This is a genomic window from Flavobacterium sp. N2270 (assembly GCF_025947225.1).
GTDB lineage: Bacteria > Bacteroidota > Bacteroidia > Flavobacteriales > Flavobacteriaceae > Flavobacterium.
Genome location: NZ_CP110005.1, coordinates 351,031 through 368,584, shown reverse-complemented (window position 1 = coordinate 368,584; position 17,554 = coordinate 351,031). Strand labels below are relative to the sequence as shown.

Genomic DNA, 17,554 nt, shown 5'->3' with positions numbered 1-17,554 from the left:
TTTGATTTATAACGTTCAATGAATACTTGGACTTTAAACTCTTGAACTATTTTTTAACTTATAAACTTAAAAAAATGTCTATATTAATATATGCTGAATCAGCAGAAGGAAAATTTAAAAAAGTAGCGTTTGAATTAGCTTCTTACGCAAAAAAAGTTGCAGAATCTATGGGAACTACTGTAACTGCATTAACTGTAAATACTTCAGATGTTTCTGAATTATCAAAATTTGGTGTTGATAAAGTAATAAAAGTTTCAAACGATAAATTAACAGCGTTTAATGCAAAAGCTTACGCAGATGTTATTAAACAAGCTGCAGAAAAAGAAGCAACAAAATTAGTAGTTTTGTCTTCAACTACAGATAGTTTATATCTTGCTCCACTTGTAGCAGTTGGTTTAAATGCAGGTTATGCTTCAAATGTTGTTGAATTGCCAGTAAGTACTTCGCCGTTTCAGGTAAAAAGAACTGCTTTTTCAAACAAAGCATTCAATATAACTGAAGTTGAAACTGAAGTAAAAGTAATTGGAATTGCTAAAAATTCATTTGGATTGATTGAAACTTCGTCAACTTTAACTGAAGAAGATTTTAATCCTACTTTAACTGATAATGACTTTGGAGTAAAAGTAGAAAGTGTTGAAAAAGTGTCTGGAAAAGTTACTATTGCAGATGCAGATATTGTTGTTTCTGCAGGTCGTGGAATGAAAGGCCCAGAAAACTGGGGAATGATTGAAGAGTTAGCTTCTGTACTTGGTGCTGCAACTGCTTGTTCAAAACCAGTTTCTGATATTGGATGGAGACCTCATAGCGAACACGTTGGGCAAACAGGAAAACCAGTTGCAGCAAATTTATATATTGCAGTAGGAATTTCTGGAGCAATCCAACACATTGCGGGAATTAACTCTTCTAAAGTAAAAGTGGTTATCAATACAGATGCAGATGCGCCTTTCTTCAAAGTTGCAGATTACGGTATTGTTGGTGATGCTTTTGAAGTAGTACCAGCATTAATTGAAAAATTAAAAGCATTTAAAGCGAATAACGCTTAACAATCATATACTTATTTAAAGAGTCATTTAACTTTGATACATGTTATCTTTGTTTAAATGGCTCTTTTTTTTATTTTTGACCTCTTATCATTAAAAAGCATTTTGGGTTTATTATATTTGTATTTGATTATAATGTAAATATGTGCCTTTTTTTGAAAGAAAAACATAAAAGGTATTGAATTAATATACTATGAGTTTAGTAAAACTAACTATAAAAGGAATTTCCTACAGTCAAACTCAAAATGGGGCATACGCTTTAATTTTAAATGAAGTTGATGGTGAACGAAAATTACCTATTGTCATTGGTGCATTTGAAGCACAGTCTATAGCTATAGCTTTAGAAAAAGAGATTAAACCACCAAGACCATTAACCCACGATTTGTTTAAGAATTTTGCAGATAGATTTGATATTGTTGTTAAACAAGTTATTATTCATAAGTTAGTCGATGGTGTTTTCTTTTCGAGTATTATTTGTGAAAGAGATAAAATTGAAGAAATAATAGATGCACGAACTTCAGATGCAATTGCGTTAGCCTTAAGGTTTAGCGCGCCAATATTTACTTATAAAAATATTTTAGACAAAGCAGGAATATATCTTCAAATGAATTCTTTGGAAGAAGAAAAAACAGATACTGAAAAAGAAGGTTCTCTTTCTGATTTAGAAATTTTTGGAGATTTAGAAGACCCAGTTTCAAATGTTGAAGAATATGCTTCAAACTCTTTAGAGGAACTTTACAGTAAATTAGACGAAGCTGTTCAAAATGAAGACTATGAGAAAGCAGCAAAAATTAGAGATGAAATCTCAAAAAAAGAATCTTAAAAAATAATCAATACTTAATATGATCAAAAAAATAATTTTAACATTAGTGCTTTGTCTGGGTTTTGTTTCAATGAACGCTCAAGAGATTGAAAAAAAATGGCAATTAGGCGCTAACGATTATTTAGAGCTAAATGAAGGTAGTTATCAACTGAAATTATCGTCTGATAGTTTATTTCAAAAAGGAGATTACTTAGTTCAAGATAAATATTTGTTCTTGTTTGAAAATAATTCAGATTCCCCGACAAAAAGATTTGTAATTGAAGCTAAAACAGACTCAACTTTAACATTAAAAACAAAAGGGAAAGCCTATTCTTTCTTTGCTTCAAATAAAGTAAAGGAAGTTAAAAGTGAGGCTGTTCTAATTCCAAGTGGAGGAATGACAGCTACAGGAATTGGCCGAGGTGTTTTAGGAATGATTGCTCTTTTTGGAGTTGCATTTTTGTTTAGTGCTAACAGAAAAGCGATTAACTGGAAAACAGTTGGAATTGGATTATTTGCTCAATTAGTATTAGCATTTGGAATTTTAAAAGTAGGCTTTGTGCAAATGTTTTTTGATATTGTGGGTAAAATGTTTACCAAAGTATTAGAATTTACAAGAGCAGGAAGTGAATTTCTACTCGGTGGAATGATGGATATAAAAAGTTTTGGATTTATTTTTCTGTTTCAAGTACTTCCTACAATTATATTTTTCTCAGCATTAACTTCTTTATTATTTTATTTAGGTGTTATCCAAATTGTTGTAAAATTTATGGCAAAAGGATTGACAAAATTACTGAAAATTTCAGGAGCAGAAAGTTTATCTGTCGCAGGAAATATTTTCTTGGGTCAAACGGAAGCACCTTTGTTGATTAAGGCTTATTTAGATAAAATGAATAAAAGTGAAATTCTATTAGTAATGGTTGGTGGAATGGCAACCGTTGCGGGTGGAGTTCTGGCTGCTTATATTGGATTCTTAGGAGGCGGAGATAAAGTGCTTGAGGCCGAATTTGCCCGACATTTATTAGCTGCATCAGTAATGGCAGCACCTGGAGCAATTGTAATTTCAAAGATTTTATATCCGCAAACAGAAAATATAAATACAGATGTTGAGGTAACAAAAGATAAAATAGGTTCAAATGTTTTAGATGCTATTGCAACTGGTACAACTGAAGGATTGAAATTAGCAGCGAATGTTGCCGCAATGTTATTAGTTTTTATTGCATTTATTGCCTTAATTAATTTTACTTTAGGAAAAGTTGGAGCACTAACAGGTTTAAATGCTTTAATTTCTGAATATACGCCATATACAGCATTTTCATTAGAAACAATTTTAGGGATTATTTTCTCGCCCTTAATGTGGTTAATTGGCGTTGCAAAAGAAGATATGATGTTAATGGGGCAATTATTAGGAATTAAATTAGCTGCTTCAGAGTTTGTTGGTTATATACAACTTGCCGAATTGAAAAATGTGGCAAATGATATTCATTTTACGTTTGAAAAATCAGTAATTATGGCAACATATATGTTATGTGGTTTTGCCAACTTTGCCTCTATTGGAATTCAAATTGGCGGAATTGGTTCTTTAGCGCCAAATCAACGTAAAACATTATCTGAATTTGGATTAAAAGCTGTTATTGGTGGAAGTTTAGCGTCTCTTTTATCAGCTACAATTGCTGGAATGATTATTGGATAAGGATGAATTATGAATTATAAGTTGAAACTTTTTACTTTCGACTTTTTACTTTAGGCTTAAAAAAAATGAAAGAGTATCACGATTTAGTAAAGCACGTTTTAGAGAATGGTAACCAAAAAGGAGATAGAACAGGAACAGGAACATTAAGTGTTTTTGGGTACCAAATGCGTTTTGATTTAAGTGAAGGTTTTCCAATGGTTACTACCAAAAAGCTTCATTTAAAATCAATAATTCATGAATTACTTTGGTTTTTAAAAGGTGATACAAATATTAAATATCTTCAAGAAAATGGTGTTAAAATTTGGGACGCTTGGGCTGATGAAAACGGTGATTTAGGTCCGGTTTACGGACATCAATGGCGCAATTGGAACAGCGAAGAAATTGACCAAATAAAAGAATTAATTGAAACATTGAAATCTAACCCAAACAGTAGAAGAATGTTGGTTTCAGCTTGGAACCCTAGTGTACTGCCTGATACTTCTGTTTCTTTTGCTGAAAATGTAGCGAATAATAAAGCAGCTTTACCACCTTGTCATGCTTTTTTTCAATTTTATGTTGCTGATGGTAAGTTGAGTTGTCAATTGTATCAAAGAAGTGCCGATATTTTTCTAGGAGTTCCTTTTAATATTGCTTCTTACGCATTGTTTACGATGATGATTGCTCAAGTTTGTGATTTACAAGTGGGAGAGTTTATCCACACTTTTGGCGATGCTCATATTTATAACAATCATATTGAACAATTAGAGCTACAACTTACAAGAGAATGTAGAGCACTTCCAATGATGAAAATTAATCCAGAAGTGAAAGATATTTTGAAATTTACTTTTGACGATTTTACTTTAGAAGGTTACGATCCTCATCCTCATATTAAAGGTGCTGTTGCAGTTTAGTATTATGAAAAAAATATTTTTTTTACTATTGTCTTTTCTTACAATTACATGTTTTTCTCAAGAAGAGACTGTAATAGGAATCGTTGATTCTAATTCTTTAGAGTTGCCTTTTGCTGAAGTTGAGCAAATGCCAATTTTTCAAGGCTGTGAAGGTGTTAAAGAAGAGGAAATTTTAAAATGTTTTAAAACAAAAATAAATCAACACATAGTTAAGCATTTTAAATACCCAGAAGATGCTAGAACACAAAATATAGAAGGAAAAGTAATGGTTCATTTTACAATTAATACAGAAGGTGAAGTTGATAACATTCAAATTTTAGGAGCTCATAGCATATTGCGACAAGCTGCTAGACATATTTTTGAAGCTTTGCCTAAAATGGAACCAGGAATTCATGAAGGTGAACCAGTTAATGTAAGGTTTACAATACCGTTAAATTTTAAATTAACTTAAATGAAAAAAATAATACTTACAACCTTACTTATTTTTCCTGTTTTTCTGTTTTGTCAAACTGATGTCCCAGTTCCAGAATTAGAAGAAGAAGAAAATACAACATTAGCTTTTGAGGTAATTGAACAAATCCCTATTTTTCCTGGTTGTGAAAATGCAGAAAGAAATATTGCATTAGATTGTTTTAATAAACAAATGCGAAATCATATATTAAAAAGGTTTAGTTATCCTGCTGAAGCTCAAAAGAATAATATTGAAGGGAAGGTTTACGTTTCATTCCTTATAAATAAGGAAGGAGATGTTGTAGATATTGCTGCAAGAGGAGCTGATCCTATTTTGCAAACTGCAGCCAAAAATATATTTTTAACATTACCCAAAATGAAACCAGGTATTCAAAGAGGAAAACCGGTTAACGTTAGATATGTTATGCCAATAAATTTTAAATTACATTAATATGAAAAAATCATTTTTTACTTTTCTATTTCTTGTAAGTTTGAATTCCTTTTCTCAAGAAAGAAATGAGTTAAAAGAAGTAACGATAACGACAAATGATTCATTAAAAGGAAAGTCATTAGATAATGTGCCTTTTGCTGTTATAGAAGAGATTCCCATTTTTCCTGGTTGCGAAGATGTCGTAAAAAAAGAAAGATTAGATTGTTTTAATGATAAAATGAGTGAGCATATTAAAACAAATTTTAAATACCCAAGTAAGGCACAAAAGCGCAACATTCAAGGAAGAGTTTCAGTTCAGTTTGTTATTAATAAAGAAGGAAATGTTGTAGATGTACAAACACGAGGAGCAGACCCTATTTTACAAACAGAAGCAAGAAGAATATTTTCTTTATTACCGAAAATGAAACCTGGTATACAAAGAGGAAAACCAGTTAATGTAAGATACGGTATGCCTCTTAATTTTAAATTGCAATAAATGAAAAATTTAGCATTCTTATTAGTCACTTTTTTTTCTATTTCATGTTTTGCTCAAGAAGAAACGGGCTTGGTTGATGAAAACTCAGATACTCTTACTCTAGAAATTGTTGATGTACCACCAACATCTTCAAATTGTAAAGGTGAAAGTAAAAAAGATAAAAGTTATTGTTTTGATCAAAAAATGGCGGAGCATCTTCGTAAGCATTTTAAATATCCAAATAAAGCTGCTGAAGATAATATTCAAGGAAAAGTAGTTGTTAGTTTTGTTATTAACAAATTAGGTAAGGTTGTCGATATTCAAACAACTGGAGGTCATAAGATATTACAAAAAGAAGCGAAAAGGATAATTTCTCTATTACCAAAATTTACACCAGCTGTTAAAAATGGTAGGCCAGTTAATATAATGTATTCAATTCCTATTAATTTTAAATTGCAATAGAATGTTAACAATAATTGCAGCAGCTTCAGAAAACAATGCTCTTGGAAAAGACAATGATTTGGTTTGGCACTTGCCAGATGATTTCAAGCGTTTCAAAACATTAACAACAGGACATTTTATTATAATGGGTAGAAAAACATTTGAAAGTTTTCCTAAGCCATTACCAAATAGAACTCATGTTATTATTACTCGTCAAAAAAATTACGATGTTCCTGAAGGTTGTGTTGTTGTAAGTAGTTTGAAAAAAGCTATTGAAATTTGTCCTAAAAATGAAGAAAACTTTATTATTGGCGGTGGACAAATTTATAAACAATCAATTGATTTTGCTGATAAAATTGAATTAACGAGAGTGCATGCTACTATTGATGCAGATACTTTTTTTCCAGAAATTGATTTGAAAATGTGGAAATTAGTAAAAGAAGAATTTCATCCAAAAGACGAAAAACATCAATACGACTTTACTTATTTAACTTATGTTAAGGTCTAATATATTTAACAGTTTCATTAATAATTGTATTTTTGCATTTCAAAACAAATAACATGTCAAAAAACGTTACACCATATAAAAATTCTGATTTAGGCAAAAAAGAGCAAGTAGCTCAAATGTTTGATACTATTTCTGGTAATTATGATGGTTTAAACCGAGTAATTTCTTTTGGAACTGATGCAAAGTGGAAGCAAAAAATTTTAAAAATGGTAGCTTCTAAACATCCAAAATCTATTTTAGATATAGCTACTGGAACAGGTGATTTGGCTATTTTATTTGCTAATACAACAGCAACCGAGATTATTGGTTTAGATATTTCGCAAGGAATGTTAGATATTGGGAAGAAAAAAATTGAAGCTCAAAAATTATCATCAAAAATACAAATGGTTTTAGGTGATGGTGAAAATATTCCTTATCCCGACAATTATTTTGATGTAATTACTGTAGCCTATGGTGTTCGTAATTTTGAAAACCTTGAAAAAGGATTAACTGACATTTTAAGAACACTAAAGCCAGGCGGACAATTTATTATTTTAGAAACCTCGGTACCTACAAAATTCCCTTTTAAACAAGGATATGCTTTTCATTCGAAATTTATTTTGCCTTTAGTTGGAAAATTGTTTTCAAAAGACAAAGCGGCTTATAGTTATTTGTCAGATTCAGCAAATAAATTCCCTTTTGGGGAAGTTTTAAACAATATTTTAAGAAAAATTGGGTTTATAGATGTAGAACATATGCCACAAACATTTGGGGTGGCAACTATTTACCATGCTTCTAAAAAATAACATGAAAAAGTATATTTTATTATTTTTATTCTCTTCAACCTTGTATTCGCAAGGAGGTATGTTTGGAAAAGATCCTATTATTAATAAGGAAAATTTTGACAAGCAAAGAATGCACTATGGATACTATTTAGGATTTAATAGTTTGGGTTTTAAAACCGACTATTTATCCGTTACTCAAGATATTGAGGTTCAAAATACTATTGGATTTAATGTTGGGTTAGTTGGTAATCTTAGGTTAACAAACTTTATGGATTTTAGGTTTGAACCAGGACTAATTATAACACAAAGAAACTTAACTTATCCTAATATTACAGATCCAGTAGACAGAGTAAGAGAGGTAAAGTCTACATATATTTATTTTCCTTTTTTGTTAAAATTTTCCTCTCAAAGAACAGGAAACATTAGGCCTTATTTAACTGCAGGATTGTCTACAGCTTTAAATTTAGGCAGTAATGCAGATTCTCCAGATGATAATTCAAATGATAGGTTTAGAATGACCAAATGGACTAGTTTTTATGAACTTGGTTTTGGTATTGATTTATATTTTGAATATTTTAAATTCTCTCCAACTATAAAAGGAGTGTTTAGTATGAATGATGAATTAATTAGAGATAATGACCCTAATAGTCAATGGACAGGAAATGTTCAAGAAATGAAAACTAGAGGTATTTTTATTAATTTCATGTTTCATTAAAATTAAACAGGCCGTTTAAATTCATTTAAAATTATTGCTGTTGCAGTAGCAACATTTAAGCTTTCTGTAAGTTGTAAGTTGCCAAACCTTGGAATAGAAATTCTTTCGGAAACAATTTTTTCAATAGATGAAGAAATGCCATTTGCTTCATTTCCCATAACTATGATTCCTTCTTTTGGTAAGTTTTCGCTATAGACTGATTTACCGTCCATAAAAGTTCCAAAAACAGGAATTTTGGCTTTTTTTAGTTCGGTTTCTAAATTACAATATACTACTTTAACTCTACTTATTGAGCCCATAGTTGCTTGTACCACTTTTGGGTTGTAAACATCTACAGTTTCTTCAGAACATAAAAGAGTTTCAATTCCAAACCAATCACAAAGTCTTATTATGGTTCCTAAATTTCCAGGATCTCTTATAGAATCTAATGCTAAAATAAGGCCTTCTAGTTTTGGATTTTTAGTTTCAGGAATTGAAAAAGTAGCTAAACAAGTATTTGGAGTTGTTAAAGCACTTATTTTTTTTAAATCTAAAATTGTTATGGCATGTGTTTTGCCTGATTTTAAACTAGAAAAATCATCTTGAGTTGTAAACAGATCATTCAATATATAATTGGCGTCAATTAATTCTTGTATTACCTTTACACCTTCGGCAATAAATATTTTATGTTGTTTACGATATTTTTTTTGTTGTAAACTCGTTATAAGTTTAATTTGGTTTTTACTAACCATAAAAATTGTATTTTTGACTAACTTTTGAATCAATTGAAAAAATATTTACCAAAAATAGCATTATTATTTCTAACAGGAAGCATATTCTTTTCATGCTCTATTGTTAAAAATGTACCTGAAGGAAATCAGTTGTTAACTAAAAACGAAATTTTAGTTAATGATAAGGTTGTTAATACAGAAGTTACCGATGGAATTTTGCTTCAAAAACCAAACAGTAAATTTTTTGGTTTTCCGTTAAGGCTTTCGCTTTATAACTTGGCTAAAAAAAATGCGGATTCTTCTTATAATAATTGGTTAAATAAAAAACCAAATAGAAAAGAAAATTTGGTTAAATTACTTTCAGAAAAACAAGTTGAACGATTAGGGAAATCTTTTTTAGTTTCAGGATTTAGTAATTTTTTAAAGAAAACGGGAGAAAAACCTGTTGTAATTGATTCAAAAAAAACAGAAAAAACAAAAGAGAGGTTTAAAACATACTACTTTAACGAAGGATATTTTAATTCTAAAATAGAAACCACAATTGATTCCTTAGGTAATAAAAAAGCTAAAATTGTTTATAAAATTGAAACTGGTAAGGCTACTCATATAGATTCTATTTCTCGATTTATTGAAACGCCAGAATTAGATGCGTTATTCGCTCAAACAGAACAACAATCTAAAATAAAAAAAGGAAATAGATTTAAGCAAACTGATTTTGAAGACGAAAGAAACAGAATTACTAAAGAATTCAGGAATAATGGTGTATATCACTTTCAGGTTAATCATGTAAAATATGATATCGTAACTTTTGACACAGTTAATAAAATAAATGCCGAATTAATTATTGAAGACCGAGATGTTAAAAAAGGAGATTCGCTAATTAAAACACCGTTTAAGATTTATTCCATAAGTAATGTAAATATCTTTACAGTTAATAACAGTAAAAACATAAACAATAAATTTAAAGATAGCGTATCATATAGAAATTATAATATATATAGTAACGGTAAGTTAAATTATAGACCTAAAGCTTTAACCGATGCTATTTTTATAGAAAAAGGAAATTTGTTTAGTGATTCTGATAGAACGTTAACATCTAGATCTATTAGTAATTTAAAAACATTTAATTTTCCAAATATTGAATACGTTGAAGATCCAAATGATGAAAATGGATTAATTGCTAATATTTACCTAATTCCAAGAAAGAAGTATAGTTGGACACCATCTATAGATCTTACTTATTCAAATGTTATCAATTTTGGTATTTCTGGAAGTATGTCTGTAACATGGAGAAATCTCTTTAGAGGTGCTGAAATATTAGAATTGTCTACTAGAGGTCAAATTGGCTCATCTAAAGATTTTGCAAATCCAAACGATACATTTTTTAATATTTCAGAAATTGGTGCCGATGCTAAAATTACTTTTCCAAGAATATTTTTTCCTTTAAATACTAAAAGGTTTATAAAAAAAGAAATGCTTCCTACTACGCAAATGAGTGTAGGTCTAACAAGACAAAGAAATATTGGACTAGACAAAAGTAATTTTAATGGAGTAATTGGTTATAGTTGGACGCCAAAAGAAAATGTTTCTGTTCGTTATGATTTATTAAATATCCAATATGTTCAAAATTTAAATGTAGGTAATTATTTTAATGTATATTCTTCATCTTACGATAGATTAAATGATTTAGCTCAAATTTATAATACTAATCCTGATAATGTTGATGGTACAGATTTAACATCTTCTGGTGCAGTTAATTTTATTGAAGAGGTAATTTCTGGTGCTACTTCTTTAGTTTCAACAGATGATGATTATCAGTCCATCAGAAGTATTGGAGAAAGAAGAAAAAGATTAATTGAAAATAATTTAATTATTTCTTCTAGTTACACATATAATAAAACTACAAAAAAAGGACTTAATGACAATAATTTTTACGCTTTTAAAGGAAAACTTGAAACAGCAGGGAATTTAGCATCATTACTTGCAAAAGAGGTAAATGAGCCATTAAGTGATAATAATAAAGAAACATTATTAGGTGTAGAATATGCGCAGTATTTCAAAACAGAATTAGAATATATTAAACATTGGAACGCTGGAAAACAAAGAGTAATAGCTACAAGAGTTTTTGCCGGTATTGCTATTCCATATGGTAATGCAAATTCAATTCCGTTTTCTAGAAGTTACTTTGGGGGAGGAACAAATGACAATAGAGGTTGGCAAGCGTATACTCTGGGCCCAGGTAAAAGTGGCGCAGTAAATGATTTTAATGAAGCTAATTTTAAAATTGCTTTTAGTGCAGAATATAGAGCCAAGTTATTTGGTAATTTACATGGAGCACTTTTTGTAGATTTAGGAAATATTTGGAATGTATCAGATAACGTAGTAGATGAAAATTATACTTTTAACGGTTTAAAATCATTAGAAGATATTGCTGTTGGCTCAGGATTTGGATTTAGATACGATTTTAATTATTTTGTTTTTAGATTAGACTTTGGTTACAAAACCTATAATCCTGCGAAAGAACAAAGTGAAAGATGGTTTAGAGATTTAAATTTTAGTAGAACAGTTTTAAATTTCGGAATTAATTATCCATTCTAATTTTTTAAATTATTATTTTTGTCAAATAAACAAATTAAACAACTATGAACCATTCAATAAAACCAGGTGTTGCAACTGGAGATGAAGTACAAGAAATTTTTAGATATGCTAAAGAAAAAGGCTTTGCTTTACCAGCTGTAAATGTTACTGGTTCAAGTACTATAAATGGTGTTTTGGAAACAGCTGCAAAACTAAATGCTCCGGTTATAATTCAGTTTTCTAACGGTGGAGCTTCATTTAATGCGGGTAAAGGTTTGTCAAATGAAAATCAAAAATCTGCAATTCTAGGTGCTGTAGCCGGCGCAAAACATATACACACATTGGCTGAAGCTTATGGAGCTACAGTTATTTTACATACAGATCATTGCGCTAAAAATTTGTTGCCTTGGATAGACGGTTTATTAGATGCTTCTGAAGTTCACTTTAAAGAAACAGGAAAGCCTTTATATAGTTCTCACATGATAGATTTATCTGAAGAGCCTATCGAAGAAAATATTGAAATATCTAAAAGATATTTGGAGCGCATGAGCAAAATGGGAATGACGCTTGAAATTGAATTAGGTATTACAGGAGGAGAAGAAGACGGTGTTGATAATTCAGATGTAGATAGCTCTAAATTATATACTCAACCTGAAGAAGTTGCTTATGCTTATGAGGAATTAATGAAAGTAAGTCCAAGATTTACAATTGCAGCAGCTTTTGGTAATGTTCATGGGGTTTATAAGCCTGGAAATGTAAAATTAACTCCAAAAATTTTAAAAAATTCGCAAGAGTTTATAGAAAAAAATTATAATACTGGGACAAACCCAATTGATTTTGTTTTTCATGGGGGAAGTGGTTCTACATTAGAAGAAATTAGAGAAGCAATTTCTTATGGAGTAATTAAAATGAATATTGATACCGATTTGCAATTTGCATTTACTGAAGGTATTCGTGATTATATGGCTTCTAAAATGGATTACTTGAAAACACAAATAGGTAGTCCAGATGGAGCAGATGCTCCAAATAAAAAACATTACGATCCAAGAAAGTGGATTCGCGAAGGAGAATTAACATTTAACGCAAGGTTAGAGCAAGCGTTTGCTGATTTAAATAATATAAACACATTATAAAAGATGAGTTGGTTTAAAAGAAAAGAAAAAGGTATCCAAACGGCTACCGAAGATAAAAAAGATGTCCCAAAAGGCTTGTGGTATAAAACTCCAACAGGTAAAGTAATTGATACTGATGAGCTAGCTAGAAATCTTTGGGTAAGTCCAGAAGACGATTTTCATGTTAGAATTGGAAGTGCAGAATATTTTCAAATATTATTTGATGACAATAAGTTTAAAGAGCTAAATCCTAAAATGACATCAAAAGATCCTTTAAAGTTTGAGGATACTAAAAAATATGATGAGCGTTTAAAAGACGCAATGGCTAAAACCAAATTAAAAGATGCCGTTAGAACGGCTGTAGGAAAATCAAAAGGTAACGATATTGTTGTTGCTTGTATGGATTTTGCTTTTATTGGAGGTTCAATGGGAGCTGTTGTTGGAGAAAAAATAGCTCGAGGAATCGATTATTCTATTCAACATAAAATCCCATTTGTAATGATTTCTAAGTCTGGAGGAGCTCGTATGATGGAAGCTGCTTATTCTTTAATGCAATTGGCAAAAACTTCAGCAAAATTGGCTCAATTAGCAGAAGAGAAAATTCCTTACATATCGCTTTGCACTGATCCTACAACAGGAGGTACAACAGCTTCTTATGCTATGCTAGGAGATATTAATATTGGAGAACCAGGTGCTTTAATTGGATTTGCAGGACCAAGAATTGTAAAAGACACAACGGGTAAGGATTTACCTGAAGGGTTTCAGTCTTCGGAGTTTTTATTAGAACATGGATTTTTAGATTTTATTACACATAGAAAAGAGCTAAAAGATAAAATTAACTTGTATTTAGATTTAATTTTAAATCAAGAAATTAGATAAAAAAAATCCCATTCTTAACTGAATGGGATTTTTTTTATCTAATTTTATTTTTAAAAACTACATTCCGGTTCTAATGGCTTCAACAGGATCTAATTTTGATGCTGATATAGCAGGAATAATTCCAGAAATTAAACCGATAAAAGCAGCTAAACCAGTACCAAGTAACATGTTTTGAAAACTCAATACAAATTCAAAATCTAATGCAGCACTTAAACCTACTGCACAAAGCCATACTAAGAACATTCCTATTAAGCCTCCAATTACAGAAAGTATTACTGCTTCAAAAAGAAACTGAAACAAAATAAATCTATTTTTAGCACCTAGTGCTTTTTGTATTCCAATAAGATTAGTTCTTTCTTTTACAGATACAAACATAATGTTAGCAATTCCAAATCCACCTACTAATAAAGAGAAAGCGCTTATAACCCAGCCAATCATATTCATTTGACCAACAATGTTGTCAATAAAATCGGTAAAACCAGATAAAACGTTCATAAAAAAATTGTTAATTTCTCCAGGTTTTACTCCTCTATGGGTTCTGAGTTTTTGAGCTAATTCTGCTTTAAATTCGTCAATGTCAACAGATTTTTGAGGTTTAATTAAAATAGCAGGAGTTAACATGTCATTATTGTCTCCATACATTCTCCTTAAAAAGTTTACGGGAAAAAATACAGCAATATCACTACTGTCTCCAAACATACCTTGACCTTGCTTTTTAAGGACGCCAATTACGGTTAGTTTTTGACCATACAAACGAACTTTTTTTCCTAAAGGATCGGTTTCTCCAAAAAGGCCAATTGCAACTTCACTCCCAATAACAATAACAGGGCTGCCTGAATTTGATTCAGATTCATTAAATAATCTTCCTTTATCTATTTTTATTGGTTCAATCTCAAAAAAATCACTTGTAGATGGTTTTACTCTAATTGAATTTACCGTTTTTGACTCATATTTAATATTTTCATTTCTAGTAAATAAATTAAATGAAATTTTATCAATTCCATTTAACGATTTTTTTAGAAATTCAAATTCTTCATATGTTACATCTGGAAATTGTTCTCTTTTCCATTTTTCAACTTCTGAAGGGCCAAATGAAAAACGCATTAAGTAGACTGTGTTCATGTCCATATCACTTAAATCTTCTTTGATTTTTTTGTCCATAGAATCAACAGCAGCTAAAACCGCAATAATCGAAAATATACCAATTGTTACTCCTAATAATGATAAAAGAGTTCTTAATTTGTTATTTCGAAGGGCGCTAAGTGCAAAACTCAAACTTTCCTTTAGTAATCTAAAATATAAAACCATAATTTGATGTGAATATGTATTAGTAGATTGAAGTAAAGATATGTTACATTTTTATTGTTAAAAAAAGTAAAAACTTCTTCTTAATCTTTTGAATGTTAAGTTTTCAATAACTACTTTTGCAACTCAAAACAACACTACAAAAATGAATACTACAAAAACAATTCAATCGGCATTAATTTCGGTTTTTGATAAAACAGGTCTAGAGCCAATTGTTAAAGCCCTTCACAGTAAAAACGTTACTATTTATTCAACTGGCGGAACAGAATCTTTTATAAAAGAATTAGGTATTCCGGTTGTTGCTGTAGAAGATGTAACTTCTTATCCATCTATCTTGGGTGGAAGAGTGAAAACTTTACATCCAAAAGTGTTTGGTGGAATTTTAAACCGTCAAGACAATCCTAGCGATGTTGCTCAAATGAAAGAATTTGATATTCCTCAATTGGATTTAGTTATTGTAGATTTATATCCATTCGAAAAAACAGTTGCTTCTGGTGCTGAAGAAGCGGATATCATTGAGAAAATTGATATTGGTGGAATTTCTTTAATTAGAGCTGCCGCAAAAAACTTTAAAGACACAGTAATTGTTGCTTCGGTTGAAGATTATACAAGATTTTTAGATTTTTATACGCAAGAAAACGGAAATACAACTTTAGAGCAAAGAAGGTTGTTAGCAACAAAAGCATTTCATGTTTCTTCAAATTATGATACGGCCATATTTAATTATTTTAATACCGATGATACTTTTTATAAAGCAAGTATTGCTAACGGACAAGTTTTAAGATATGGCGAAAATCCTCATCAAAAAGGTTTTTTCTTTGGGGATTTTGATAAAATGTTCAAAAAATTAAATGGTAAAGAATTGTCGTACAATAATTTATTAGATGTTGATGCGGCTGTAAATTTAATGTCAGAATTTAAAAACGACATTCCTACTTTTGCTATCTTAAAGCATAATAATGCATGCGGAATTGCTTCAAGAAATACAATGAAAGAAGCTTATGTTGATGCTTTAGCGGGTGATCCAACTTCAGCATTTGGTGGTGTCCTTATTGCAAATGGGAATATTGATTTGGATACAGCAAAAGAAATTCACAATCTTTTTTGTGAAGTGGTTATTGCTCCTTCATTTGATAATGATGCAATTGAATTGTTAGAAGAAAAGAAAAACAGAATTTTATTAATTCAAAATGAAGTTGAATTACCTTCAAAACAAGTACGAACTTGTTTGAATGGTTTATTAATTCAAGATAAAAATAATATCACCGATAGTGCTGAAAATTTAAAAACAGTAACTAAGATTGCCCCTACAATTGAGGAAATTGAAGATTTATTGTTTGCTTCTAAAATTTGTAAACATACAAAGTCCAATACAATTGTATTAGCAAAAAACAAGCAGCTTTGTGCTTCAGGAACCGGACAAACATCGAGAGTTGATGCTTTGAGACAAGCAATAGAAAAAGCAACTTCGTTTGAATTTGATTTAACAGGGAGTGTTATGGCTAGTGATGCGTTTTTCCCATTTCCTGATTGTGTAGAGATTGCGAACAAGGCTGGGGTAACTGCAGTTATTCAACCAGGAGGTTCAATTAAAGATGAGTTGAGTATAAATTATTGTGATGAAAATAACTTGTCAATGGTATTTACAGGAACACGTCATTTTAAACATTAATTTTACTACATTTGTAACATAGTAGCTATTTTAAATATTTAACACCCGATAAAAGCTTATGGGATTTTTTGATTTCATGACTGAGGACATCGCAATTGACCTTGGTACCGCAAATACCTTAATAATTCATAATGATAAAGTTGTAATTGACAGTCCGTCAATTGTTGCTCGAGATAGAATTACAGGAAAAATAATCGCTGTTGGTAAAGAAGCCAACATGATGCAAGGTAAAACGCATGAAAACATTAAAACTATTAGGCCGTTAAAAGATGGTGTTATTGCAGATTTTGATGCGTCAGAAAAAATGATTAGCCTTTTTATTAAAAGTATTCCTGCTTTAAAGAAAAGACTTTTTACACCAGCACTTAGAATGGTTGTATGTATTCCTTCAGGAATTACTGAGGTTGAAATGCGTGCGGTAAAAGAATCTTGTGAACGTGTTAATGGTAAAGAAGTATATTTAATTCACGAACCAATGGCTGCTGCTATTGGAATTGGAGTTGATATTATGCAACCAAAAGGGAATATGATTGTAGACATAGGTGGAGGAACTACAGAAATTGCAGTTATTGCTCTTGGTGGTATTGTTTGTGATAAATCCGTTAAAATTGCGGGTGATGTCTTTACAAATGATATTATTTACTACATGAGAACGCAACATAATTTATTTGTTGGGGAAACTTCTGCAGAAAAAATTAAAATTCAAATAGGAGCAGCAACTGAAGATTTAGAAAATGCTCCCGAAGAAATGTCTGTTCAAGGTAGAGATTTGTTAACAGGTAAGCCTAAACAAGTTGATGTTTCTTATAGAGAAATTGCTAAAGCGCTGGATAAATCAATTCAAAGAATTGAAGATGCTGTAATGGAAACTCTTTCTCAAACACCTCCAGAACTAGCTGCAGATATTTACAACACAGGGATTTATCTTGCAGGAGGAGGTTCTATGTTAAGAGGATTAGATAAGCGAATATCCTTAAAAACCGATCTTCCGGTTTACATTGCAGAAGATCCTTTAAGAGCAGTAGTTAGGGGGACCGGAATTGCTCTTAAGAACATTAATAAATACAAAAGTATCCTTATAAAATAAAAAA

At 30.6% G+C, this 17,554-nt stretch carries 18 protein-coding genes; 16 read left to right on the top strand and 2 right to left on the bottom strand.

Annotation, left to right across the window (positions count from 1 at the left end; all coding sequences use genetic code 11):
* The first annotated feature begins 74 nt into the window (after positions 1-74).
* From OLM55_RS01855 to OLM55_RS01805, 11 genes are all read left to right on the top strand, one after another.
* Positions 75-1,043 (top strand): electron transfer flavoprotein subunit alpha/FixB family protein, encoded by a 969-nt coding sequence (locus tag OLM55_RS01855; RefSeq protein ID WP_264559721.1) that lies wholly within the window; start codon positions 75-77, stop codon positions 1,041-1,043.
* 190 nt (positions 1,044-1,233) lie between these two features.
* On the top strand, positions 1,234-1,863 hold the full coding sequence (locus OLM55_RS01850) for a bifunctional nuclease family protein (protein ID WP_264559720.1): 630 nt from the start codon (positions 1,234-1,236) through the stop codon (positions 1,861-1,863).
* A gap of 19 nt (positions 1,864-1,882) precedes the next feature.
* A complete protein-coding gene (locus OLM55_RS01845; RefSeq protein WP_264559719.1) occupies positions 1,883-3,535 on the top strand; it encodes a NupC/NupG family nucleoside CNT transporter in 1,653 nt (550 codons plus the stop codon).
* Positions 3,536-3,600: 65 nt separating this feature from the next.
* Entirely contained in the window at positions 3,601-4,425 is an 825-nt protein-coding gene (locus OLM55_RS01840; RefSeq protein WP_264559718.1) for a thymidylate synthase, read from the top strand.
* A 4-nt stretch (positions 4,426-4,429) separates the two neighbouring features.
* On the top strand, positions 4,430-4,876 hold the full coding sequence (locus tag OLM55_RS01835; protein ID WP_264559717.1) for an energy transducer TonB: 447 nt from the start codon (positions 4,430-4,432) through the stop codon (positions 4,874-4,876).
* A complete protein-coding gene (locus tag OLM55_RS01830; protein ID WP_264559716.1) occupies positions 4,877-5,326 on the top strand; it encodes an energy transducer TonB in 450 nt (149 codons plus the stop codon).
* A 1-nt stretch (position 5,327) separates the two neighbouring features.
* The gene (locus OLM55_RS01825; protein ID WP_264559715.1) at positions 5,328-5,801 is read left to right on the top strand and encodes an energy transducer TonB; all 474 of its coding nucleotides are present in this window, start codon (positions 5,328-5,330) and stop codon (positions 5,799-5,801) included.
* Positions 5,802-6,242: an energy transducer TonB gene (locus OLM55_RS01820; protein WP_264559714.1), complete on the top strand. Its 441-nt coding sequence runs from the start codon at positions 5,802-5,804 to the stop codon at positions 6,240-6,242.
* A 1-nt stretch (position 6,243) separates the two neighbouring features.
* Positions 6,244-6,729, top strand: a complete 486-nt coding sequence (locus OLM55_RS01815; protein WP_264559713.1) for a dihydrofolate reductase — start codon at positions 6,244-6,246, stop codon at positions 6,727-6,729.
* Positions 6,730-6,782: 53 nt separating this feature from the next.
* Positions 6,783-7,514 (top strand): bifunctional demethylmenaquinone methyltransferase/2-methoxy-6-polyprenyl-1,4-benzoquinol methylase UbiE, encoded by a 732-nt coding sequence (gene ubiE / locus OLM55_RS01810; protein WP_264559712.1) that lies wholly within the window; start codon positions 6,783-6,785, stop codon positions 7,512-7,514.
* A 1-nt stretch (position 7,515) separates the two neighbouring features.
* Complete coding sequence (locus OLM55_RS01805) at positions 7,516-8,208, top strand: porin family protein (RefSeq protein ID WP_264559711.1); 693 nt, start codon at positions 7,516-7,518, stop codon at positions 8,206-8,208.
* Between the two features lie 2 nt (positions 8,209-8,210).
* Here the strand turns inward: OLM55_RS01805 and OLM55_RS01800 are convergent, their stop codons facing one another.
* The gene (locus tag OLM55_RS01800; protein WP_264559710.1) at positions 8,211-8,939 is read right to left on the bottom strand and encodes a TrmH family RNA methyltransferase; all 729 of its coding nucleotides are present in this window, start codon (positions 8,937-8,939) and stop codon (positions 8,211-8,213) included.
* 33 nt (positions 8,940-8,972) lie between these two features.
* Between OLM55_RS01800 and OLM55_RS01795 the strand changes: the two genes are divergently transcribed.
* Genes OLM55_RS01795 through accD form a run of 3 tightly spaced genes read left to right on the top strand, consistent with a single transcriptional unit; the run spans position 8,973 to position 13,486 of the window.
* Complete coding sequence (locus OLM55_RS01795; RefSeq protein ID WP_264559709.1) at positions 8,973-11,516, top strand: BamA/TamA family outer membrane protein; 2,544 nt, start codon at positions 8,973-8,975, stop codon at positions 11,514-11,516.
* Positions 11,517-11,560: 44 nt separating this feature from the next.
* Positions 11,561-12,628 carry a class II fructose-bisphosphate aldolase gene (gene fbaA, locus OLM55_RS01790; protein WP_264559708.1) on the top strand — a complete coding sequence of 356 codons (1,068 nt, stop codon included), beginning with the start codon at positions 11,561-11,563 and terminating at the stop codon, positions 12,626-12,628.
* A 3-nt stretch (positions 12,629-12,631) separates the two neighbouring features.
* Positions 12,632-13,486 (top strand): acetyl-CoA carboxylase, carboxyltransferase subunit beta, encoded by an 855-nt coding sequence (accD, locus tag OLM55_RS01785; RefSeq protein ID WP_264559707.1) that lies wholly within the window; start codon positions 12,632-12,634, stop codon positions 13,484-13,486.
* Positions 13,487-13,543: 57 nt separating this feature from the next.
* Here the strand turns inward: accD and OLM55_RS01780 are convergent, their stop codons facing one another.
* The gene (locus OLM55_RS01780) at positions 13,544-14,794 is read right to left on the bottom strand and encodes an ABC transporter permease (protein WP_264559706.1); all 1,251 of its coding nucleotides are present in this window, start codon (positions 14,792-14,794) and stop codon (positions 13,544-13,546) included.
* Between the two features lie 142 nt (positions 14,795-14,936).
* Between OLM55_RS01780 and purH the strand changes: the two genes are divergently transcribed.
* Positions 14,937-16,463 (top strand): bifunctional phosphoribosylaminoimidazolecarboxamide formyltransferase/IMP cyclohydrolase, encoded by a 1,527-nt coding sequence (gene purH / locus OLM55_RS01775; RefSeq protein ID WP_264559705.1) that lies wholly within the window; start codon positions 14,937-14,939, stop codon positions 16,461-16,463.
* 58 nt (positions 16,464-16,521) lie between these two features.
* A complete protein-coding gene (locus tag OLM55_RS01770; protein WP_264559704.1) occupies positions 16,522-17,550 on the top strand; it encodes a rod shape-determining protein in 1,029 nt (342 codons plus the stop codon).
* Positions 17,551-17,554 lie beyond the last annotated feature (4 nt).

Excerpts from the sequence above, each read along its gene's own strand:
- OLM55_RS01825 (WP_264559715.1), top strand. The coding sequence starts at position 5,328 with ATGAAAAAATCATTTTTTACTTTTCTATTTCTTGTAAGTTTGAATTCC.
- OLM55_RS01780 (WP_264559706.1), bottom strand. The coding sequence starts at position 14,794 with ATGGTTTTATATTTTAGATTACTAAAGGAAAGTTTGAGTTTTGCACTT.
- OLM55_RS01850 (WP_264559720.1), top strand. The coding sequence starts at position 1,234 with ATGAGTTTAGTAAAACTAACTATAAAAGGAATTTCCTACAGTCAAACT.
- OLM55_RS01800 (WP_264559710.1), bottom strand. The coding sequence starts at position 8,939 with ATGGTTAGTAAAAACCAAATTAAACTTATAACGAGTTTACAACAAAAA.
- OLM55_RS01835 (WP_264559717.1), top strand. The coding sequence starts at position 4,430 with ATGAAAAAAATATTTTTTTTACTATTGTCTTTTCTTACAATTACATGT.
- OLM55_RS01855 (WP_264559721.1), top strand. The coding sequence starts at position 75 with ATGTCTATATTAATATATGCTGAATCAGCAGAAGGAAAATTTAAAAAA.
- OLM55_RS01805 (WP_264559711.1), top strand. The coding sequence starts at position 7,516 with ATGAAAAAGTATATTTTATTATTTTTATTCTCTTCAACCTTGTATTCG.
- purH (WP_264559705.1), top strand. The coding sequence starts at position 14,937 with ATGAATACTACAAAAACAATTCAATCGGCATTAATTTCGGTTTTTGAT.
- OLM55_RS01770 (WP_264559704.1), top strand. The coding sequence starts at position 16,522 with ATGGGATTTTTTGATTTCATGACTGAGGACATCGCAATTGACCTTGGT.
- OLM55_RS01815 (WP_264559713.1), top strand. The coding sequence starts at position 6,244 with ATGTTAACAATAATTGCAGCAGCTTCAGAAAACAATGCTCTTGGAAAA.
- OLM55_RS01820 (WP_264559714.1), top strand. The coding sequence starts at position 5,802 with ATGAAAAATTTAGCATTCTTATTAGTCACTTTTTTTTCTATTTCATGT.
- OLM55_RS01845 (WP_264559719.1), top strand. The coding sequence starts at position 1,883 with ATGATCAAAAAAATAATTTTAACATTAGTGCTTTGTCTGGGTTTTGTT.
- fbaA (WP_264559708.1), top strand. The coding sequence starts at position 11,561 with ATGAACCATTCAATAAAACCAGGTGTTGCAACTGGAGATGAAGTACAA.
- accD (WP_264559707.1), top strand. The coding sequence starts at position 12,632 with ATGAGTTGGTTTAAAAGAAAAGAAAAAGGTATCCAAACGGCTACCGAA.
- ubiE (WP_264559712.1), top strand. The coding sequence starts at position 6,783 with ATGTCAAAAAACGTTACACCATATAAAAATTCTGATTTAGGCAAAAAA.
- OLM55_RS01830 (WP_264559716.1), top strand. The coding sequence starts at position 4,877 with ATGAAAAAAATAATACTTACAACCTTACTTATTTTTCCTGTTTTTCTG.
- OLM55_RS01840 (WP_264559718.1), top strand. The coding sequence starts at position 3,601 with ATGAAAGAGTATCACGATTTAGTAAAGCACGTTTTAGAGAATGGTAAC.